Here is a 14934-nt window from a genome sequence, read left to right as displayed (position 1 = left end):
ATCATTTGAAAAATCATTAGGGTTATTCTGTTGAACTTTACTATTACTAAGCCAATGTTATAGTTACAGGAATATAATTTATGTTACTTGAAGATATTATATTATCACTTGATGTGGAATCAAAGCTTTCTTCATTTGAAGAATTGAAAGAATAGTTTGAAGATGTTTCATAAACTAAATCCTCTATTAATTCACTATCATTTGATAAATCAGGAGAATCAATCATATTAAATTTTTCGTCGATACTATAAGGAATGTTATGAGAAAAAGAAGTGTTTTCAAGCTCAATTTCCATAGGTTCCTCTTCATTAGAATAAATAATTATTGGAGGTGAATAAAAAGAGAATTGAGCATTTGTAATAGCATTTCGCGCTTGTACTATTCTGGTTAGATTTAACAGATTATTTTTTATTTCATTTATTTCATTATCAATTTTGATTTTTTGATAAATGGTAGGAAAAGTAGCTTTTAAAAGTTCTTTTGAAATTTCTATTTTTAAATCAGGTCTATAATATATAATATTTTTTAATAAAGTTAGTTGGATTGTGTAATAATACTGCTCAGTGCTTATATTTCTAATATCATTTCTATTAAATATTTCTACAATTTCTGTAATCCCTTTTAAATGAATATATTTATTTTTTTCTGATTGTAGATAAAATATTTTTAAAGTGAATGGAAAAATAAAACTATCGTTTTCTGTAATATCAATAAGGCTTTCATTTTGAGTTAAATGCTGGTTATCAGGAGAAGTAAGCCTTGTGAAACGTTGTTGAATAGTATCTAATTTAATGGCATTTAGCTTTAAAAAACTAAGTTTAACTATACTTTTCTTAACATTATTTTCATTAGTTTTGTTATAAACTTTATTTTTACAACGCATATTTTACCTAACTGACTATTTTTTAAGAAAAAGTTATTATGTAATATATGAAGCGCTAATAAATTGTCAATAACATATATGTTAATTTTGAAACTATTAATTAACCAAAGCATCTTCTAAACATTTGGAATAGAATTCTATAGTTAATTCTTTAACATCATTTGGATTATTCATGCGGTTAATTTGACCACGGAAAATTGCAGAATTGTAAAGCCCAGAACTATACCACCCAATGTGTTTTCTAGCCATTCTAACGCCACCCTCACTCCCATAAAGTTCAAGCATAGCGTCATAATGTTCAAGAATAATTTTAAGTTGTTCTTCTAAAGTGGGTTCAGATAAAATTTCTTTTGTTCTAAGGTAATGAGCTACTTGATTAACAAACCAAGGTTTACCATAAGCGCCTCGACCTATCATAATACCATCAGCTTTTGATTTTTCTAAAGCGATTACAGCATCATCAATAGTTTTAATGTCACCATTTGCAATAACAGGGATTTTTACAGCGTCTTTTACAGATTGAATAAATTCCCAGTTAGCCTTACCATCATACATTTGTGCGCGTGTTCTGCCATGAATTGTTATCATTTTAATGCCAACGTCTTCAGCAATTTTTGCAAGGCGAGGGGCATTTAAATTATTACTATCCCAACCCATGCGCATTTTTAAAGTAACAGGTACTTTAACAGCTTTTACAGTTGCTTCTAAAATTTTAGTTGCTAATGGTTCATCTTTCATTAATGCAGAACCTGCAAAACCATTAACTACTTTTTTAACTGGACAACCAAAGTTAATATCAATAATTCTAGCACCTCTATCTTCATTAAGCTTTGCAGCTTCGGCCATAACTTCAGGCTCACAACCTGCAAGTTGAATTGAGGTTTTTTCATCAGATCCGCTTGATTTTTGTAAACTTTGTTTAGTTTCAAGAATCATAGCGCGGCTTGCAATCATTTCTGAAACCACAAGGCCTGCACCGAATCTTTTAACTAAATTGCGAAATGGAAGATCAGTTACCCCCGACATAGGAGCAAGAATTACCGGATCATCAATAGTAATATTATCGATTTTAATCATTTGGTTTAAAAACTGGTTAATTTGCTTAAGCTTATAACACAAAATAAGCGGTAAGACAAGGTTAAAACAGAATTTGATCCCTAAATGACTTAGGGATCAAAAAAAGTATATTTATAACAATATTATACGTTTCTTCCAGTTACTTTCGATGCAAGCTCATTAACTTTAGCACGAGCTCTAATAACTAAGCTATTACCGTACGCAACCCAAGGGTTATAATTCATTCTATTTACACCTTTTGTTACTTCCTGGAATAATTTTTTATAAGCACCAGGGAATAGAAGGGCAGTGATTGCAATTAAACCTAAAGCACCAAAAATATATTTACGAAAAGATGAAGAAGATTTTTGTTTATTTCTTTCATTTAAATCAGCATCAGGATTTTGAACCTGTCTTCTTCTATCATCATCTCTTCCTGCTCCTTTCTTAGTACCCTTTTTCGGAGCAAGTGAGGGAATTTTATGAGGTTGTTTAGGAATAGATGCATTAGGTTCTTTTATACTCGCAGGCGAAGGTATTCCTGTTGCTTGCCTTTTATGAGAAGCTGGCATTTTACCACTAGCAGTAGAAGGTTGTGTTGCTGGTTGCCTTTGACTAGAAGCTGGCGAGTATGCTTGATTATTATTATTATTACTTTGTAAAGATGGAGTGTCACTTACAGAAAGCTGTGGTTCACTTACTTTTTTCACTTCGGTTTTATTGTCATTTAATTTAGAATCTCTTTCAGTACCACCAACACTTTTTACTTTTACAGTGCCACGAAAACCTACTTTTTTACTTGTTATTTTATCGTCTTCAAATATTGTAGGTGAGGTATAAGGTTCTTCCAACTTTTCAGCAGATTCATGGTTATCACCCTTTTGTTCTTCAGTGCTTTCTTTTTCAACCATAGTTTTTATATCTTCATTACTTATATCGTTTGAAGAATTTTCCAGTTGATTAATTATCTCTATATCTTGAGAGATTAGTGCAATCATAAGGTTTACTTTATCTTTTACAACCTTATCAACTGCTTGAAGAGTTAATTCTTTTATTTGGTCTGCTGTTAAAGTAATGTTTGTATTAGGTACAGAAGGTATCGCTTTTTCACAATAACCTACTAACTCAGGATTCCCTACTTCTTGTCCTAATGTAAATAATTGATCAGGAAAAAGAGGAACTAATGGATCAAAGTGCTCATCTACAATTTTTAAAGCGGTTTGCATTATTGCTTCAAGCTCGTAATCTAACTGAACAATTTTACCTACATTTGTTTCACTATTTATTCTTTTACTTAAAATACCTGCAAATACATTAGCAAAAATAGATTTCTTAGTTTCATTTTTATTTATTTCATTAAATGAATTGAAATATTCTTCCTTTAAAAATACTTTTTTTACTGTTACAGAATTATCAGAACTTCTTAAACCAAGATCAGGAAGATTAGAACAAATTGGATTATTGTTTGTATCTTTTACTCTGGTATCATTTTCAATATATAAGCCGTTACCATCTTTATTAAGGTGAGCCTTTTCTTTAATTTCGTTAGGAGCTAATGAATTTAAAGCTTCATAAAATGCTGAATATAATTCTCCACCAACTCTTTCCCTTTCTTCCTTAGAAACTTTTGAATTAGTGTTCTTCGTAGATGAAATCATTACCGGACTATTTGCTTTTTTAACTTCTTTTTCTCTTTCAGCAAATTTTTTAATATTAGGATCAAACAATTTTTTTTCATAAATTGTTTTTAATTCTTCTATTAATTGTTCTTTTATATCTTCAAATTTATTATTGCCTTCATAAAGTCTTGCGAGAGATTTAGATTTTGATTTTTTTATAGCTGTATTTATAGCCGCTTTAAATTTCGAACCTTTTAAGTTTTTTTGAATTCCATCAATATCTTTTCCGAGGAAGTGAACTTGATATGCAAGTATTAGTTTAGCTAATTCATAGTTTTCTTGTTTAAGAGCATATTCAAGTAAAGAATATTTCTTTTTTTCATTAGAATCTAAAGTTAGGTGTTTTTCATCAAATATAGAATTGTCCAAACCATTATGCTTTAAAATTCTTGCGATAAGCTTTACACTTAAATTTTCTTTGATTGCAATTTCTAAATAATTGAGATTACTATCATTTGAAACGTCTGCTGAAAAGTTTGAAACATTAATGTTAGAATAGGCAAAAGGGAATTTTTTATTAATATTACTATTTTCAATTACCCTATTAATAAAAGCAACGTTTTCTTCATAAGTTGTCTCAGTAGTATATATTTCAGTTTCATCTTTATTTTCTAGAACCTTTCTGTCCATTAACCACTTAATTAAAAAGAATAATGACCAATCTTTACTAACTTCATCAGGCATAGCAATTTTACTGTCAGTATCAAAAATAATTTGTTGGGCAATTTTCAGTTCACCCTTTTCTAATTTTTCAAAGAACTCTTTAAAAGGCTCTTTATTAGGAGTAGATTGACTAGAAAGACTCATGGTTAGTTACCTTGTTAAATTTGATTAACAAGATATAATTTAATTAACCATTTGTCAATTTATACTTGAATTACTATAGACTTGTTAAAAGCTTATAGTAGTTTGTACTTAATTATGAATGGCTTACGCTTTACAAAAAATAACTAAGTAACCTTTAATGATATCTAAGCCTTCTTTTCTTAGGTCAATTTCTTCCATTATTTCTATATTAAAACCATTATCTTTAGCTAATTTTTCAATATATTTTTTCGAATGAGCGTATCTTGCACTTGTTGGAATTAAACTGAAAGTGTCAACGTCATCATTTTTTTCTACTGAAAACACCATATAACCAGGCGATATAAGTGAACGGTTAACTTCCTGCATTATTTCTGATAATTCCCCAATATAAACAAACACGTCAGCGGCGACTATTAAATCAAAATTTTTCTTATTCGATTTAAGATATTCTAATATTTCACCGACATGTAATTTTTTATATATATTTTTAGCTTTAGAAATTTCAACCATTTTCTCTGATAAATCAAGCCCTGTAAAAGCAAACTTATCATTAAATTTTAAAATTTCTTCGGCAGCAAGTCCTGTACCGCAACCTAAATCTAATGCTTTAAGTTCAAGTTTGTTATCATTAAATTTAAGTGTTGATACCAGCCTCGCGATTTCTTCAGGAGTTTTATAATCAAGTTTTTCTTTTAAATGGTTTTCAAACTTATCTGCGTATTTATTAAATAAGTTTTTCACATATGCTTCTGGCGCAGCTTCTGTTGTTTCACCTTTAAGCGATTTCAACATATGGATAGAGGTCTGATCATTAGGTACTATTTTAACAAGTTGTTCGTAATATTCCTTAGATAATTCAAAATCTCTAAGTAAATAATATGCAGTTGCAATCCCTCTTAAGGCATGAGGGTAATCGCTTTTTATTTTTAAAGCTTGAGCAAAAAGGTTTAAAGCTTCTTGTAAGTAATTTTGCTCAATAGCAATAGCTCCAAGCTCTGTCCAGTATCTAGCATCATGAGGATTTTTCTCAATAGCTTTATTTAAAAGAAATTTAGAAACTTCAGTTTCACCTTTAGCATGTTTCACCATTGAAAGTAAATAAATTGCTTCATCATCTAATGGGTTATAGCTAAGTAAATCCATAAGTAATTTTTCAGCTTCAATAAATTTTTGTTTAGCTAAAAGTCCAAAGGCCTCAATTTTAGTAGTAATTACTACTTGATCGATTGAATTATTTAACATCAATATCCTCCAGTAACCCTAAAAGTTTGCTATCTTCAAGCCAACCATAACTTTCAATAATTTTTAAAAATAATTTTTCGTCAGATAAATGATCAATAAATCTTGAAACGGATTGAATAGTTTGGATAGTAGTATTTTGAACATCTTCACAATTAATTAAATTAAGACTTAATAACATATAATTAAGTGCATATTTAACTATTAAAATCTGCGTACGTTGTACTGTATTACGGCCAATACCAGAAAATGGATAAAAGAAACAAGAAATTTCACCTTTAAGCCATCTTTTCATAATATGTTGAACAAATAGCTTATTATCTAAACATTTTTTAGTAACATTATTAAAATCAAATTTATCTACGTCATAAATTAAATCTGTAGTTTCAAAATCAATTTTTACCTCGAGTTCTTGTTGCGCTTTATTAAGAACTTCTTGCAATCTGTTTGTAATTTTCTTACGGCAAGATTTTATTATAATTATAAAACTTTGAAGTAAATAAAGAGGATTAAGTTTTTGAGAAGCTATCTCTGGAGAAAGATTTAGCGCAACCTTATCTAAATGATTAATAGCATCAAACCATTTTTCTTGCGGAAGGTTTGAAAGTGATCTAGTTAACATTAACATTTTAGCTAATGTTTTATTAGTTACTTCACTATCATTTAAATTTTTAAAAAATTGGTGAATTTCATCAATCTTTTCAACAGGAATAACTAAATTTGAATAGTCCTTTAAAATATACGGAATTCGTGGATAATGAGTTGAAACCATTAAAAAAGGATTTTCTCCAAATAATGTTAACCTTGTGGTTTCAGGACAAGAAAACCCGGCAGAAGCATGATATCTTTGTCCGACCTTATGCATTGTGCGAGGATAGAAAAAACATGCATCTGAAAGCGTGTTTTCGCCATGTTTCTTTTGTATTGAGCAAAAACCTTTTTCTAATTTTATACAAGTATCTGTTTTGGAATCACGCTTTATAATGAAATGATCACCATTGTTATCAATTATATCTTTAAGTTCAGGCATCATGAATTCGTACATAGATTTGGTTGTGCGATCTAACTGCATATCCCAGCCTTTGCAACATGTATCAGGGCATTTGTCCCCAATACATTTAAAATCACTTAAAAAACCATCTTGATATACTTCATAATCTTCTGAATCTTTTACCATACAATTTAAATCTGGATTACTAGTTAATTTCATGTTGTAAGCTATAATTATCGTTTTTAAATACGTATTGATAAGCTACATAATTTTTTGTATCTATCATGATTGGTGCGCGCATATTAACTGTAATACGAGCTTTTTCTTCACCAACATTTTTATGTATAGAAGTGATTAAAACGATCGCTAATTCTTCCTGAGCAATATTTAGATCATTCAAACATTCTTCTAAATCTTTTTTATCAAAAATTTTGAAATCAGTAACTGGATTTACAAGAAATGATATATTTAAATCATCTAATGATTGCAGTACTTTAAAATTAGGAAATTTATTTTCAGGGTAATCAGCTAAACAATAGCTACGTACTCCTTCAATTCCTAAAATCCCTAATGGAAAAGTAATATTCTTTTCTTTATTAATTTGAATAGCGCCAAATCTAGTAGTTATCGATTCAAATTTTACTTCTTCTATAGCTATACTTTTATTTGTAGCTTCTAAACTTACATTGTTACCCATGTCAGACTCCCTTAATTATTTTAAATAATCCATTAAATTTAACCTTGAAACTTGCGAAAATGTTTGATACGTACCCATTAGCCTTGCCATATCATTTGCAAGGGTCACTGAAGCTTCTGGAATATTAGTATTAATTACTTCACCAATTGATTGTGTAAAATATACTCTTGTTGATTCAAAAATTTCGCTTACATTTTCTATTTGACTCATTGAATTTCTAACGTTATTTCTAACGTTCACAATGTCTTTTATTGCATCATCTAATAATTCATAAGCATCTGATAAATTATTGTCGTCAACGGCCTTTAATGTTAAATTTATGGCACCAATAGCTTTTTGAAATCCTGCTTCGTTAGCTCTAACTCCGTAATTAACTGTAAGCGAATCACTAACTTTAGTGCTCCTAGTTACGCCATCACCATTATAATAATTTGAGGTAACTTCACCGTTTAAGATATTTGTTTGATCAACAATATTATTAACTGGCTGAACATCAACCTTAGCACCAGCAAACATATATTGGCCGTCATATCTTAAATTTAAATTATCACGCATTATTGATAATGTAGTTTTACCAACTTGATTAATTGTGGTTACAATTTCAGGTGAACTACCTAAAGCACTTCTTCTTTTTACAAGCACAGATCTAAATTCAAAAAGGCTATTTATAATATTTTCTAAAGAAGTATCTGTTGCTTGTAACCTACCTGTAATGATTTGGTTATTATCAAGATAACTATTAATTTGAGAAAGTTTTGACTCCATATTAATAATACCTTCTGTACGACCTGTACTTGCAAGTTCCTCATATGTCTCTACAGCTCGACCACTTGATATTTGTTCTTGAGTTCGTGCTACATTTTTGCGTGTTTCTCTCATGTGATCCATAAGAGATTTATGCATAACTAAATTACTAATCGCAGTTGCAGTCATATTTTCCTCTCTATTTTAACATATTTCTATATTAAACTTATCCTCTCATTGTATCTAAAAGTACGTCGTACAATTTTTTAGTAGTTGCAAAAATTGTAGCTGAAGCAACATAAGTATTTTGATAAATAACAGTGTTAGCCATTTCTTCATCAATATTAACTCCGCTACCATCTTTTAAGCGCTCATAAAAAGCGTTGGTTAACACTTCTTGTTTTTTAAAACCATCTTTTGCGTCTTTCGCATTATTTGCCGCATGGGAAATTAAAGTTGCAGTATAACTGCCAAGGGTGGTAGTTAAACTAGAAAGAATACCTGCGGCAGGGAAGGTAAAACTTTGTAAAGCTAAATCTACTATTTGTAAGCCTATTTCATTTGAAGCAGCACTTACTTCGTATGTATTTGGATTAACCGTAATATTAATATTTTTGTTAGTACCACCTGAGATGTTTTGAGTATTACTAATTATAGAAGTGCCACCATTAAAACTTGCAGAAGCACCACCAAGCAAATTGTAACTAACTGTAAAGGTATTACCCACTGTACCTGCAGCTCCATAATCAATATATAAAGTGTCTAAACCGTTATCGGTATAAGTTGCTTTGTCAGCGGTACCACTAGTTGTGGCATTAATAGCATTAATTACAGTTAGAGTATTAGTTAAAGTTTGGGCAAGTGTTGCACCTATAGTTATTTCATCTGGTGCGCCTGCAGCAGCAACGAATGTAAACGTTCTTCCACCTAATGTAATAGTAGAACCAATTCCAGGATTTGCGGAAAATACTATTTCGCCGTGCGCTCTTGTATCACCTATTGTTTCTTGTGAGATGTAACTTGCAGAAGGTTTTAATTGACCTATACTTAATAAACTTGGATTATCAGAAATGCTTTCATTTACAGCCATAGTATAAGCTGAATTTCTAACACTACCATTATCATAAAATAAATTGTTTAATCCAAAATAATGAGAGAAACCACGTTGAGTTGCATCTACTGTAAAACCATTAGGATAGGTATAACCAAATTCTTTACTAGTTAATTGATCAATTGAAATTCCATATGTATCTCTTAAAGTTTTAAGACGTAAATATCCTAATTTTCCATTAGGAAGAACATCTCCATCTTCATCTACTATTTCTGCTAAAGCAAAAGTTCTATTAGCAGTTGGTGCAACAAGTTCTGCAGATCCTGCAATAACTGATGTTGCTACATATCTGTCATTCATAATATCAGTACTAGTTGGAGTATCGTCAATAGTGAATTCTAAAACTGAAGTTGAAATGTTACCATCTGGTTCAGTAACTTTTACTGTTACTTGAATTGTATATGGACCACCTGCACCTGCACCAAAATCTACTTGCATTTCCTCTCCTCTAACTCTATCCCCTGGATTAGTTAAAAGACTATTTGCAAGCGGGGTAATTAGAGAACCAGGAACTAATGTGGATGTATTATCATACACTTGAACATCAAGTACATCAAATTTTGAGTCATAAATATCATTATTTACAACTTCCATTTGGAATTTAAAAACACCATTTGCAAGCATATTTGAAGTAGTTGAAGCTATTCTAATATCTTCTAAATTTCCTAATTTAGTTTTATATAGAAGTTGATCGTAATAAAAATATTGGTTTATTTCATCAATAACTGTTTGGTTAGTAGGGCTTCCTGCGCCGTTCCCACTATTTAATCTACTTAAATCAAGAACAAGTGGGTTTAGAGCTTTTCCATCATTTCTTAAAACAGGTTTACCTTGTTCATCAATAATACCCATACGAATTTCACCGTACCATTGATGATAATCAGAATCATTTATAATTGTAGTACCTTGTAGAGTATGAGCAGCAGGCATACCACTCGCTGAATTATGTAGATTGTTGATGCTATCTCTTAAAACTGAAGCTAAATTATCAAGCTCATTTATAATATTTGGTATATCCGTATCTCTTATTTCGTGAAGAGCTAAAATTTTACCATTAGTAAATTGTGTAGTGATATTTCCTTCTTTACCGCCTGTAATAACTGTTTCTGCCACTGAACGTGCATTTGGATTATAAAGAGGTGTAATAGTTGCATGATTTAATACTGCATTATTTATAAAATCTTGTGGTCCTTGAGTTGGAACATAATTAAATTGGTAAGGTTGATCAGAATAAACAGCAATACCACGAGTAGTACTTAAAAAAGGTTGATTAAATTCATTGAAATACGCTTTTAAATTAATATTTTTTGATAATTGATTTATAATTGTATCTCTTTGATCTAATAAATCGGCTGTGTTACCACGTGAGCTAGAAACTGAAGAAATACTTTTTTGAAGGTCAAATAATCTATTAAGATCAGAATTCATTTGTTCAAATGTGTTAGCGATTTCTAGGTCAGCTTTATACCTTAAATCTTGTAAACCTCTTGAGATGTCTGCAATTTTCTGAGAAAGAATTTGAGCTTTCTGTACTGCTTGCATTTTAAGTTCAGGGGTACTATTTGTTAGTTTTAAGGTTGCAAAAAAATCATCGATAACATAGTTTAAGGTACCTGTATTACCAGGTTCACCAAATAATATTTGAATTTGTTCATTATAATTTTTAAGTGTATCAACTCTTACTAAAGACGAGGCTTGATTTCTATATTCCGAAAGAAGAATTTCATCAACTTTACGAGATATTCCATCAACTCTAACACCTACACCTTGTCCTAGTGCTATATCAGAGCTAAAATTTGTAACTTTAGCTGTATATTCATCATTATTAGCGTTTGCAATATTAACTGAAACAGTGTCAAAAGCCTTTTTATGAGCTTTAATGCTACTTAGTGCGGCGTTTTCTGCAATCCCAAGGCCCATGTTTGCCTCCTTTAAATTTTTTCATCAATTTTAATAGGTATTCCCTGTTTCTGATTACAAGCAACAAATGTGCCAATTTTCTTTTGACCTGTTGAATTATATGTTTCATTTTGATGTTGTGAGGCTACTTCTTCATAAATCATTTTCATAATATATTGGTTTACAACTACAGCTTTTTCTAAGTTTCCATGGAGATCTTCCATTGTCTGCTTAAACTTTTCGTAAATTTGTACTAAATTCTGTTTTTTAGTTTCTTCTTGAGACTTAAGCCAATTAGGTTCGCGTGAAAGGAATTGCTCAAAAATATTATGCCATTGCATCATTTTAACCTTATCTGGCAATAATGCGTCAATTTCGGCAATTTTCATTTGTTTTAATAATTCGCTTTCTTTATTTAAAAGTGTTATGAATTTTTCAAATATTACTATAACACGATCAATATTAGTTATATTTTCAATACCTTCATTTTCGATAGAATTTTCATTTAAATTGGTTTCCATTGCCAACCTCCTGTAATTTTATAAGTTCGGCGTAAACCATTTCAGTTATTCCAGCATTACCTGGAGCACTTAAAACTTTGGCATATTCATCAATTAGAAATCCTTGGTAATGATTTGCAGCTCCACCTGGATTAAAAATATTTTCTTCATCAATATTATTTTTTAATGCAAGCTCTAAATATTGTTTAATGAGTAATTGTGAGAAATTTTCTGCTGCTTCTAAAGTTGAATTTTCTTTTTGAGCAAGGTTTATTTCTTTCACTGAATTATGATATTTTGTAACTGCGTCTATTGTTACGATTTCGCTATTTGGTATCATATCTTTCCCCTATCTTAACTCAATATTAGACTGCAAAGCTCCTGCAGATTTAATTGTTTGAAGAATTGTTATTAAGTCACGTGGTCCAACACCTAATGAATTTAGAGCGTCAACAAGCTCACCTAATGTTGTACCTTCAGGTAAAACAACCATTTGATTACCTTTTTTTGCATTATCAGCAACTGGCTTGTCTTCCGCAATGTTCTCGCCTCTAAGATCAACTTCCGGGTTTTCAATGTTTTTTTGCGATTTAATAATTACTGTTAAATTACCTTGTGAAATCGCAATTGGGCTAATTCTTACAGTTTGCCCCATAACTACGGTTCCAGAAGCTTCATCAATCACAATTTTTGCAGCTTGGTCTGGATAAACTACGAGTTGTTCAATGTCAGCTAAAAATCTAACGATCTCTTTTTTGTGATTTACAGGTATAAATACTTCTACAGTACCTGGATCAATTGCTTTTGCGATATCTTCTCTATTTGCAATGTTTACAGCTTCAGCAATTTGTAAAGCGGTTGTAAGATCTGGATTATGTAAAGCAAGCTTAATTGAATCTAAGCTCTCTAATCTAAAAGGTATTTCTCTTTCAATAATTGCGCCATTAATAATCGTTGCGTTCGTTGTAACGCTTCTTGTAATTTTAGCTCCCTCTTTATCTTTTCCATCGAAACCACCAATAGAGACTTGTCCTTGTGATACCGCATATACTTGACCATCAGCTCCTAAGAGAGGAGTTGCAAGTAATGTACCATCTTGTAAACTTTTAGCATCGCCAAGAGTACTTACTTGAACATCAATTCTACTCCCTTGCCTTGCAAAAGGTGGTAGTACCGCGGTTACTGTAACAGCAGCTATGTTTTTAGTTTTTAAATTAGCACCACGCGTATTGATGCCTAATCTTTCAAGGAAATCCACAAGCCCTTTTTGCGTAAATGCTGAATTGTTTAAATTATCACCTGTGCCATTAAGTCCTACTACTAATCCATAACCAATAAGCAGGTTTTCTCTAATCCCTTCAACATTAACAATATCTTTAATTCTTGCTTCCGATGCATAGGAAATTTTTGCATTTATGCAAGTTATTAAAATTATTCTTATTATTAATGTCAGTACCGGCTTTTTCATAATTGTTACCATTTAAAGGTATTTTAAATAATAAGCAATTTTCATGCCATTTTACAAATAAGTAAAGATAAAAATTATTAAGAAATAAATAATTTTCAGTAGTTTATAAAGTAATTTATGATCAAATTTATTTATAATGAGAATTTAGGAGAGAAATATGTTAAGCGTTACAAATCAGAATTTTAAAAAGGATTACTATATTCCTAATGAGATTTTAAATTTATTCGATAATGAAAATTTAAATTTAAAAGAAAGAGTAGTGTTAAGGAAATACTTTAAGAATGAACCTCAAGCTGCAAGCTTTCTGGTCTTTAAGTGGTTAAAAGATGATTCAATACATTTAGGTGAAGTTGAGGGTGATTTTTCAATTAAATCAAATTATCCCGCAAGACTTTCAGCTTTTCATTTTGTCTCAAGTTTAATGCTTGAGAGTGATAAAATGAATGAAATGGTAACAACTTATGATGGTAAAGTGCATTATGACATGGATAAAAGCATTATTAATACCGCTGAATTATTTTTATCATCAGAAAAATATTTTTATAATTTAAATAAATCTGATTTTTCATATAATGAGTTATTTTATAAATATCCAAAATTACTTTTAGAAATTCGCAATTTAGCAAATAGCAGATTTGTAAAAAATTTATCTGAAACTGAGCGTGAGAAATTATCAACTTTTTTTGAAAATGAAGATAAAGAATTAATACACTTAATAATTTTTATTTCATTACGATATTATACAGTACCTTTATATGGTTTAAAACGTGAAGGAAAATTTAAATTTATTGACTATAATTATCAATTGGAACCAAATTATGATTATGAAAACTTATCGATAATTATTACTAGGTTAAATTTAGTCATTCCTGTCATTGAATATGTGGAAAATTTAAACAAGCAGGGAATTGAAATTGATCTTATTAAAAAATTTCTTATCTTATCAAGTGTCCAGGATTGGTTAAATTACAAACTTTTGCAAACGGAAATTAATGAACCTACAATAATTGAAAACTTGCTTATAAAAGGCGCTAATCCAAATGCCTATTATCATAACCTTTATAATTTTTTTCATAAAGCATTTGGTAATTGGTCTGATGAGTATATGATCGTGCTTCCTGGTACAACTTCTAATCCTATGTCTAGTCGAGAAAAAAGATTTCCGGCAAGGGAAGAAACTATAAAAACGTTGTTGAATTATGGCGCTGATCCTAATTTAAAAGATATTTATGGAATGACTGCCTTTTATCGAGCAATCTATGTTAATCATGAAGAAATGGTAGAATTGATGCTTAACCTTGATGCTGAAACTCAATACGTGACTAAAGATTTAAAAAATCCTCTTAGTCTTTCATTAAGTAGTGAGAATATGTTTAATAAATTTCTTGAAAAAGGACTTAATATTAAAGAAGTGTTTAAGGAAGGGACGTTTTTATTTTTATCAATGGTAGAAAATGCTCATATCAATAATATAAAAACCTTATTTAAATCAGGATTAAATATTAATGGATTAGATTATGAAGGTAATACACCGTTACATTTTGCAGTAGGTTATTGTTCGTATGATTTAAAGCTAATAGAATGTTTAATGGAATTAGGGGCAAATTGCGAATTAGAAAATGTATATGGAGCATCTCCTTATGGACTGGCTAAACAAATGGAACTCTACGATGTAATTGATATTATGGAGAAATACATGCGTAATTCTGAACCTAATATATTTGAGGCAGAAAAGAGTGAAGGTTACAGATCAATTGTTGATAATGAATTGTATATCAAAGATGTTAATATTATAAAAAAACAATAGAAGTGCTTTAATTAATAATTAACTTTTTTATAACTTTTAGCGAATATTATAAG

Annotated in this window: 12 protein-coding genes; 1 reads left to right on the top strand and 11 read right to left on the bottom strand. The window is 30.2% G+C overall.

Translation table 11 applies throughout. The annotated features are described in order from the left end of the window. Positions 1 to 46 precede the first annotated feature (46 nt). The 11 genes from J0H68_04105 to J0H68_04055 all read right to left on the bottom strand — a co-directional run bounded on the left by J0H68_04105 (position 47) and on the right by J0H68_04055 (position 13074). Positions 47 to 883: a hypothetical protein gene (locus J0H68_04105; protein MBN8827869.1), complete on the bottom strand. Its 837-nt coding sequence runs from the start codon at positions 881 to 883 to the stop codon at positions 47 to 49. A gap of 96 nt (positions 884 to 979) precedes the next feature. Further along, a complete protein-coding gene (gene dusB, locus J0H68_04100; protein ID MBN8827868.1) occupies positions 980 to 1960 on the bottom strand; it encodes a tRNA dihydrouridine synthase DusB in 981 nt (326 codons plus the stop codon). A gap of 122 nt (positions 1961 to 2082) precedes the next feature. Beyond that, complete coding sequence (locus J0H68_04095) at positions 2083 to 4425, bottom strand: hypothetical protein (GenBank protein ID MBN8827867.1); 2343 nt, start codon at positions 4423 to 4425, stop codon at positions 2083 to 2085. 123 nt (positions 4426 to 4548) lie between these two features. Beyond that, on the bottom strand, positions 4549 to 5667 hold the full coding sequence (locus tag J0H68_04090) for a methyltransferase domain-containing protein (protein ID MBN8827866.1): 1119 nt from the start codon (positions 5665 to 5667) through the stop codon (positions 4549 to 4551). Continuing rightward, the gene (gene fliB / locus J0H68_04085) at positions 5657 to 6874 is read right to left on the bottom strand and encodes a flagellin lysine-N-methylase (protein ID MBN8827865.1); all 1218 of its coding nucleotides are present in this window, start codon (positions 6872 to 6874) and stop codon (positions 5657 to 5659) included. Before fliB ends, J0H68_04090 begins: the two co-directional genes overlap by 11 nt. After that, the gene (fliW, locus tag J0H68_04080; protein ID MBN8827864.1) at positions 6861 to 7352 is read right to left on the bottom strand and encodes a flagellar assembly protein FliW; all 492 of its coding nucleotides are present in this window, start codon (positions 7350 to 7352) and stop codon (positions 6861 to 6863) included. Before fliW ends, fliB begins: the two co-directional genes overlap by 14 nt. A gap of 15 nt (positions 7353 to 7367) precedes the next feature. Beyond that, positions 7368 to 8285 (bottom strand): hypothetical protein, encoded by a 918-nt coding sequence (locus J0H68_04075; GenBank protein MBN8827863.1) that lies wholly within the window; start codon positions 8283 to 8285, stop codon positions 7368 to 7370. Between the two features lie 37 nt (positions 8286 to 8322). Then, entirely contained in the window at positions 8323 to 11127 is a 2805-nt protein-coding gene (locus tag J0H68_04070; GenBank protein MBN8827862.1) for a hypothetical protein, read from the bottom strand. Between the two features lie 11 nt (positions 11128 to 11138). Then, complete coding sequence (locus J0H68_04065) at positions 11139 to 11627, bottom strand: hypothetical protein (GenBank protein MBN8827861.1); 489 nt, start codon at positions 11625 to 11627, stop codon at positions 11139 to 11141. Further along, positions 11608 to 11946 carry a rod-binding protein gene (locus J0H68_04060; protein MBN8827860.1) on the bottom strand — a complete coding sequence of 113 codons (339 nt, stop codon included), beginning with the start codon at positions 11944 to 11946 and terminating at the stop codon, positions 11608 to 11610. The genes J0H68_04065 and J0H68_04060 overlap by 20 nt, the downstream gene beginning before the upstream one ends. Before the next feature lie 9 nt (positions 11947 to 11955). After that, on the bottom strand, positions 11956 to 13074 hold the full coding sequence (locus J0H68_04055; GenBank protein MBN8827859.1) for a flagellar basal body P-ring protein FlgI: 1119 nt from the start codon (positions 13072 to 13074) through the stop codon (positions 11956 to 11958). Between the two features lie 157 nt (positions 13075 to 13231). Between J0H68_04055 and J0H68_04050 the strand changes: the two genes are divergently transcribed. Next, positions 13232 to 14881, top strand: coding sequence for an ankyrin repeat domain-containing protein (locus tag J0H68_04050; GenBank protein ID MBN8827858.1), 1650 nt, complete (start codon positions 13232 to 13234; stop codon positions 14879 to 14881). Positions 14882 to 14934 lie beyond the last annotated feature (53 nt).

The sequence above is a fragment of the Sphingobacteriia bacterium genome (assembly GCA_017304685.1).
Taxonomy (GTDB): domain Bacteria; phylum Pseudomonadota; class Alphaproteobacteria; order Rickettsiales; family 33-17; genus JAFKLR01.
The sequence above is the reverse complement of the archived record's forward strand: the minus strand, read 5'-3'. Positions and strand labels throughout refer to the sequence as shown.

Bases quoted from the DNA above. Each gene is read 5' to 3' on its own strand.
- J0H68_04105 (MBN8827869.1), bottom strand. From the start codon at position 883: ATGCGTTGTAAAAATAAAGTTTATAACAAAACTAATGAAAATAATGTT.
- dusB (MBN8827868.1), bottom strand. From the start codon at position 1,960: ATGATTAAAATCGATAATATTACTATTGATGATCCGGTAATTCTTGCT.
- J0H68_04095 (MBN8827867.1), bottom strand. From the start codon at position 4,425: ATGAGTCTTTCTAGTCAATCTACTCCTAATAAAGAGCCTTTTAAAGAG.
- J0H68_04090 (MBN8827866.1), bottom strand. From the start codon at position 5,667: ATGTTAAATAATTCAATCGATCAAGTAGTAATTACTACTAAAATTGAG.
- fliB (MBN8827865.1), bottom strand. From the start codon at position 6,874: ATGAAATTAACTAGTAATCCAGATTTAAATTGTATGGTAAAAGATTCA.
- fliW (MBN8827864.1), bottom strand. From the start codon at position 7,352: ATGGGTAACAATGTAAGTTTAGAAGCTACAAATAAAAGTATAGCTATA.
- J0H68_04075 (MBN8827863.1), bottom strand. From the start codon at position 8,285: ATGACTGCAACTGCGATTAGTAATTTAGTTATGCATAAATCTCTTATG.
- J0H68_04070 (MBN8827862.1), bottom strand. From the start codon at position 11,127: ATGGGCCTTGGGATTGCAGAAAACGCCGCACTAAGTAGCATTAAAGCT.
- J0H68_04065 (MBN8827861.1), bottom strand. From the start codon at position 11,627: ATGGAAACCAATTTAAATGAAAATTCTATCGAAAATGAAGGTATTGAA.
- J0H68_04060 (MBN8827860.1), bottom strand. From the start codon at position 11,946: ATGATACCAAATAGCGAAATCGTAACAATAGACGCAGTTACAAAATAT.
- J0H68_04055 (MBN8827859.1), bottom strand. From the start codon at position 13,074: ATGAAAAAGCCGGTACTGACATTAATAATAAGAATAATTTTAATAACT.
- J0H68_04050 (MBN8827858.1), top strand. From the start codon at position 13,232: ATGTTAAGCGTTACAAATCAGAATTTTAAAAAGGATTACTATATTCCT.